Annotated in this window: 1 protein-coding gene; it reads left to right on the top strand. The window is 69.5% G+C overall.

The genetic code is table 11. From position 1 onward, the window contains the following. On the top strand, nucleotides 1–4,614 hold a 4,614-nt coding region (locus ACFVFR_RS31775), incomplete at both ends, for an SDR family NAD(P)-dependent oxidoreductase (protein ID WP_383708087.1).

The following is a 4,614-nucleotide window of genomic DNA, read 5'->3' on the forward strand; positions in this document are numbered from 1 at the left end:
GCGGGCGCGGTGGATGTCCTGACCGAAGCGCGGGCGTGGCCTGAGGTCGGTCGCGTGCGCAGGGCGGGTGTGTCGTCGTTCGGTGTCAGTGGGACCAACGCGCACACCATCATCGAGCAGGCCCCCGAAGCCGAGGAGTCCACTCCCGTCGCGGTGTCCTCCCCGGCCGACGCCGTCGTGCCGTGGGTGGTCTCGGCGCGGAACGCGGACGCGCTACGAGACCAGGCACTGCGCTTGGGCGAGTGGGTCGGCGGTGACCCGGAGCTCGGCGCGGGTGATGTGGGCTTCTCGTTGGCGACATCGCGGTCGGTGTTCGAGCGGCGTGCCGTGGTGGTGGGCGCGGACCGTGTCGGGCTACTGGCGGCGCTCGACGCCCTGAGCCACGGACGTGAGGTGCCCGACCTGGTGACGGGCACTGTCGTCACCGGAAGCATGGGCTTCCTGTTCTCGGGTCAGGGTGCGCAGCGGTTGGGGATGGGTCGTGAGCTGGCGGCACGTTTCCCGGTGTTCGCTGATGCGTTGCACGCGGTGTTGGGTGAGTTCGACCCGTCCGTACGAGAGGTGTGGTTGGGCCAGGACGCGGAGGCGTTGAACGAGACGGGTGTGACGCAGCCGGCGTTGTTCGCCGTTGAGGTTGCCCTGTTCCGGTTGCTGGAGTCCTGGGGTGTGCGTCCTGACGTGTTGGCTGGGCATTCGATTGGTGAGTTGGCTGCCGCGCACGTGGCTGGTGTGTGGTCCCTGTCGGATGCCGCCAAGGTTGTCTCCGCACGTGCTGGGTTGATGCAGGCGTTGCCGGCTGGCGGCGCGATGGTGGCCATCCAGGCGTCCGAGTCTGAGATCGCGGAAGGTGGTCTGCCGGAGGGTGTGGGGATCGCGGCGGTCAACGGGCCGTCGTCGGTGGTGGTCTCGGGTGATGCCGCCCAGGTTGAGGCTGTGGGGGAGCGCTGGCGCGAAGCGGGCCGTAAGGTGTCGCGCCTGCGCGTCAGCCACGCCTTCCACTCGCCGTTGATGGATCCGATGTTGGAGGACTTCCGCCGGGTTCTGGAAAGCGTGGCGTACGCGGCGCCGACGATTCCGATCGTCTCCACGTTGACGGGTGCGCGGGCGACCGTCGAGGAGTTGAGCTCGGCCGCGTACTGGGTGCGCCACGTACGCGAGTCCGTACACTTCGCCGACGCGGTGCGCACCCTCGCGGACGAGGGTGTGGCCACCTTCGTCGAGATCGGACCGGGAGCCACCCTGTCGGCGCTGGGGCAGGAGACGGCGCCGGACGCTGGCTTCGTGCCGGTGTTGCGTGGAGACCGTTCGGAAGAGTTGGCGTTGGTCTCGGCGCTCGGCAGGGTTCATGTGCGTGGGGTTTCGGTGGACTGGGCGGCGTTCTTCGCCGGCAGCGGTGCCCGGCGGGTCGACCTGCCGACGTACGCCTTCCAACACCAGCGCTACTGGTTGGACGCGCTGCCCGCCGTGGGTGATGTCACCGCGGCCGGCCTTGGCGCCGCCGAACACCCGCTGCTCGGCGCGACCGTCGCCCTCGGTGGTACGGACGGTGCGCTGCTCACCGGCCGGCTCTCGTTGGCCACCCACCCGTGGCTGGCCGACCACGTGGTCATGGGCTCGACGCTGCTGCCCGGCACGGCCTTCGTGGAGTTGGCGATCCGGGCTGGTGACCAGGTCGGGTGTGATCTGGTGGAGGAGTTGACGCTGGAGGCGCCGCTCGTCCTGCCCGAGGAGGGCGCGGTGCGCCTTCAGGTGTGGGTGGGTGCCGAAGACGCCTCGGGCCGGCGCGAACTGACTCTCTACTCCAGCGCGGACGACACCGACGACGACGGCCGTTCCTGGACCCGGCACGCTACCGGTGTGCTGAGCGCGGGTGCCGCCGCGACAGGGACCTCCCTTGTCGAGTGGCCGCCGACGGGCGCCGTCAGCGTGGACCTCGGTGGGCTCTACGAGAGCAAGGCCGACAGTGGCTTCGGCTACGGGCCGGTCTTCCAGGGCCTACGGGCCGCCTGGCACCGGGGCGACGAGGTGTTCGCCGAGGTCACGTTGCCCGAAGGCGTGTCGGCCGAGGGCTTTGGTCTGCATCCGGCCCTGCTGGACGCGACCCTGCACGCCATCGGCCTGGCCGGCGGCTCCGGCGAGAACAGGTCCGAGGCCGTGGCCGGCCTGCCGTTCTCCTGGTCGGGTGTGCGGTTGTACGCCTCGGGTGCGTCGGCGCTGCGGGTGCGGTTGTCGCCCGTGGCGTCGGGCGGGGTGTCGTTGGTGGTGGCTGACGGGGCGGGGGCCCCGGTGGCCTCGATCGACTCGCTGGTGGTGCGGGAAGTGTCGGAGGGTTCGTTGGGCTCGGTTCGCCGGCACGAGTCGTTGTTCCGGCTGGACTGGGTGCCTGCACCGGCTCCGACCGGTAGCGGTTCGGTGGCGGAGTTCGCTGACTGGGCCGAGGTGCGTGCCGCGCTGGAAGCGGGGAAGAGCCTCCCGGAGAACGTCGTGGTGCGCTGCGGCCCGTCCGCCGACGCCGACTCCGCGCACCAGGCGGCCCACGCGGCGCTCGCCCTGCTACAGGGCTGGCTGGCCGACGACCGCTGTGCGGCCTCCCGCCTGGTGTGGGTCACCTGTGGCGCCGTCGCCGTCGACACCCAGGACCGCGTCCCGAACCCGGGTGCGGCCACGGTGTGGGGCCTGGTGCGCACGGCGCAGACGGAGAACCCGGGACGCTTCGTCCTGGTGGACACCGACATGGATGCGGACGCGAACGCTGACGCGGACACCGAAGCACCGGGTGCCGACGCCGACACACTGTCCTCGGCGCTCGCGACCGGCGAGCCCCAACTCGCCATCCGGAACGGCGAGACGTACGTGGCCCGACTGGCCCGCGTACGCCCGGAGCACACCGCGTCCTCCCGTACCCCGTCTTTTGGGCCGGGGAGTTCGGTGTTGGTGACGGGTGCGAGTGGGGTGTTGGGTGGTGTGGTGGCGCGGCATTTGGTGGTGCGTCATGGTGTGCGGGATTTGGTGTTGGTCAGTCGTGGTGGTGATGTGGGTTTGTTGGGTGATGAGTTGACGGAGTTGGGTGCGCGGGTTGTTGTGGTGGCGTGTGATGTTTCGGATCGGGGTGCGTTGGCGGAGTTGTTGGCTGAGTATGTGGTGTCGGCTGTGGTGCATGTGGCGGGTGTGTTGGATGACGGTGTGGTGGAGTCTTTGTCGCCGGGGCGGGTTGATGCTGTTTTTGGTGCGAAGGTGGATGCGGCGTGGGGTTTGCATGAGTTGACGCGTGGGTTGGATCTGTCGGCGTTTGTGTTGTTCTCGTCGGCTGCGGGGACGTTTGGTAATGCTGGGCAGGGTAATTACGCGGCGGCTAACGCGTTTTTGGATGCGTTGGCGCAGCATCGGCGTGCGCAGGGTCTGCCGGCTACCTCGCTGGCCTGGGGCCTGTGGGCCGGGGGCGATGGCATGGGCGCCCAGCTGGCCGAGAGCGGAGTCGCGGGCCTGTCTCACGACGAGGGCCTGGAACTCTTTGACGCCGCCGTCAACGGCGCCGACCCCGTCGTCGTGCCCATGCGGCTCGACCTGCGGGCGCTGCGCACCGCTGCCACGGTCCCGCCGCTGCTCAGCGGGCTGGTGCGGACCACGAGCCGGCGAGCGGCGGAGAGCGGGGCCGACCCGGCCGGGGCACTCCGCGACCGCCTGACACCGCTGACCGAGGACGAGCGGGCCCGCGTACTCCTGGATCTCGTGCGCACTCAGGCCGCCCTGGTGCTCGGCCACCCCGGGCCGGAGGCTGTCGCACCCGACGAGGCGTTCGGCGAGCTCGGCTTCGACTCGCTGACCGCCCTCGACCTGCGTAACCGACTCAACACCGCCACCGGCCTCCGCCTGCCCGCCACCCTGGTCTTCGACCACCCGACGCCGACCGCGCTGGCCGCCGGACTCCGGGCCGACCTGCTCGGCGCGGAGCGGACGCACGACCATGTGCGGGTGGTCGCCCCCGTCGACGAGCCCATCGCGATTGTGGGGATGAGTTGCCGTTTCCCGGGTGGGGTGGAGTCGCCGGAGGGGTTGTGGCGGTTGGTGGTGGAGGGTCGGGATGCGGTGTCCGATTTTCCGGGCAATCGGGGTTGGGATGTGGAGTCTCTCTATAACCCTGATCCGGGGCATGTGGGGACGAGTAGTGTGCGTTCGGGTGGTTTTTTGTATGACGCTGCGGATTTTGATCCGGGGTTTTTTGGGATGTCGCCGCGTGAGGCGTTGGCGGTGGATCCGCAGCAGCGGTTGTTGTTGGAGACGTCGTGGGAGGCGTTGGAGCGGGCGGGTATTGATCCTCGGTCGGTGCGGGGTAGTGCGACGGGTGTGTTCGCGGGTGTGATGTACAACGACTACGCCTCGCGCCTCCATCGCGCCCCGGAGGGTTTTGAGGGGCAGCTTGGTTTTGGTAGTTCGGGCAGTGTGGCGTCGGGCCGTGTGTCGTACGCCCTGGGCCTTGAGGGGCCTGCGGTGACGGTGGATACGGCGTGTTCGTCGTCTTTGGTGGCGATGCATTTGGCGGGGCAGGCGTTGCGGTCGGGTGAGTGTTCGTTGGCGTTGGCTGGTGGTGTGACGGTGATGTCGAGTCCGGCGACG

Origin of the sequence: Streptomyces sp. NPDC057702 (genome assembly GCF_042799315.1) — a bacterium.
Taxonomy (GTDB): Bacteria; Actinomycetota; Actinomycetes; order Streptomycetales; family Streptomycetaceae; genus Streptomyces.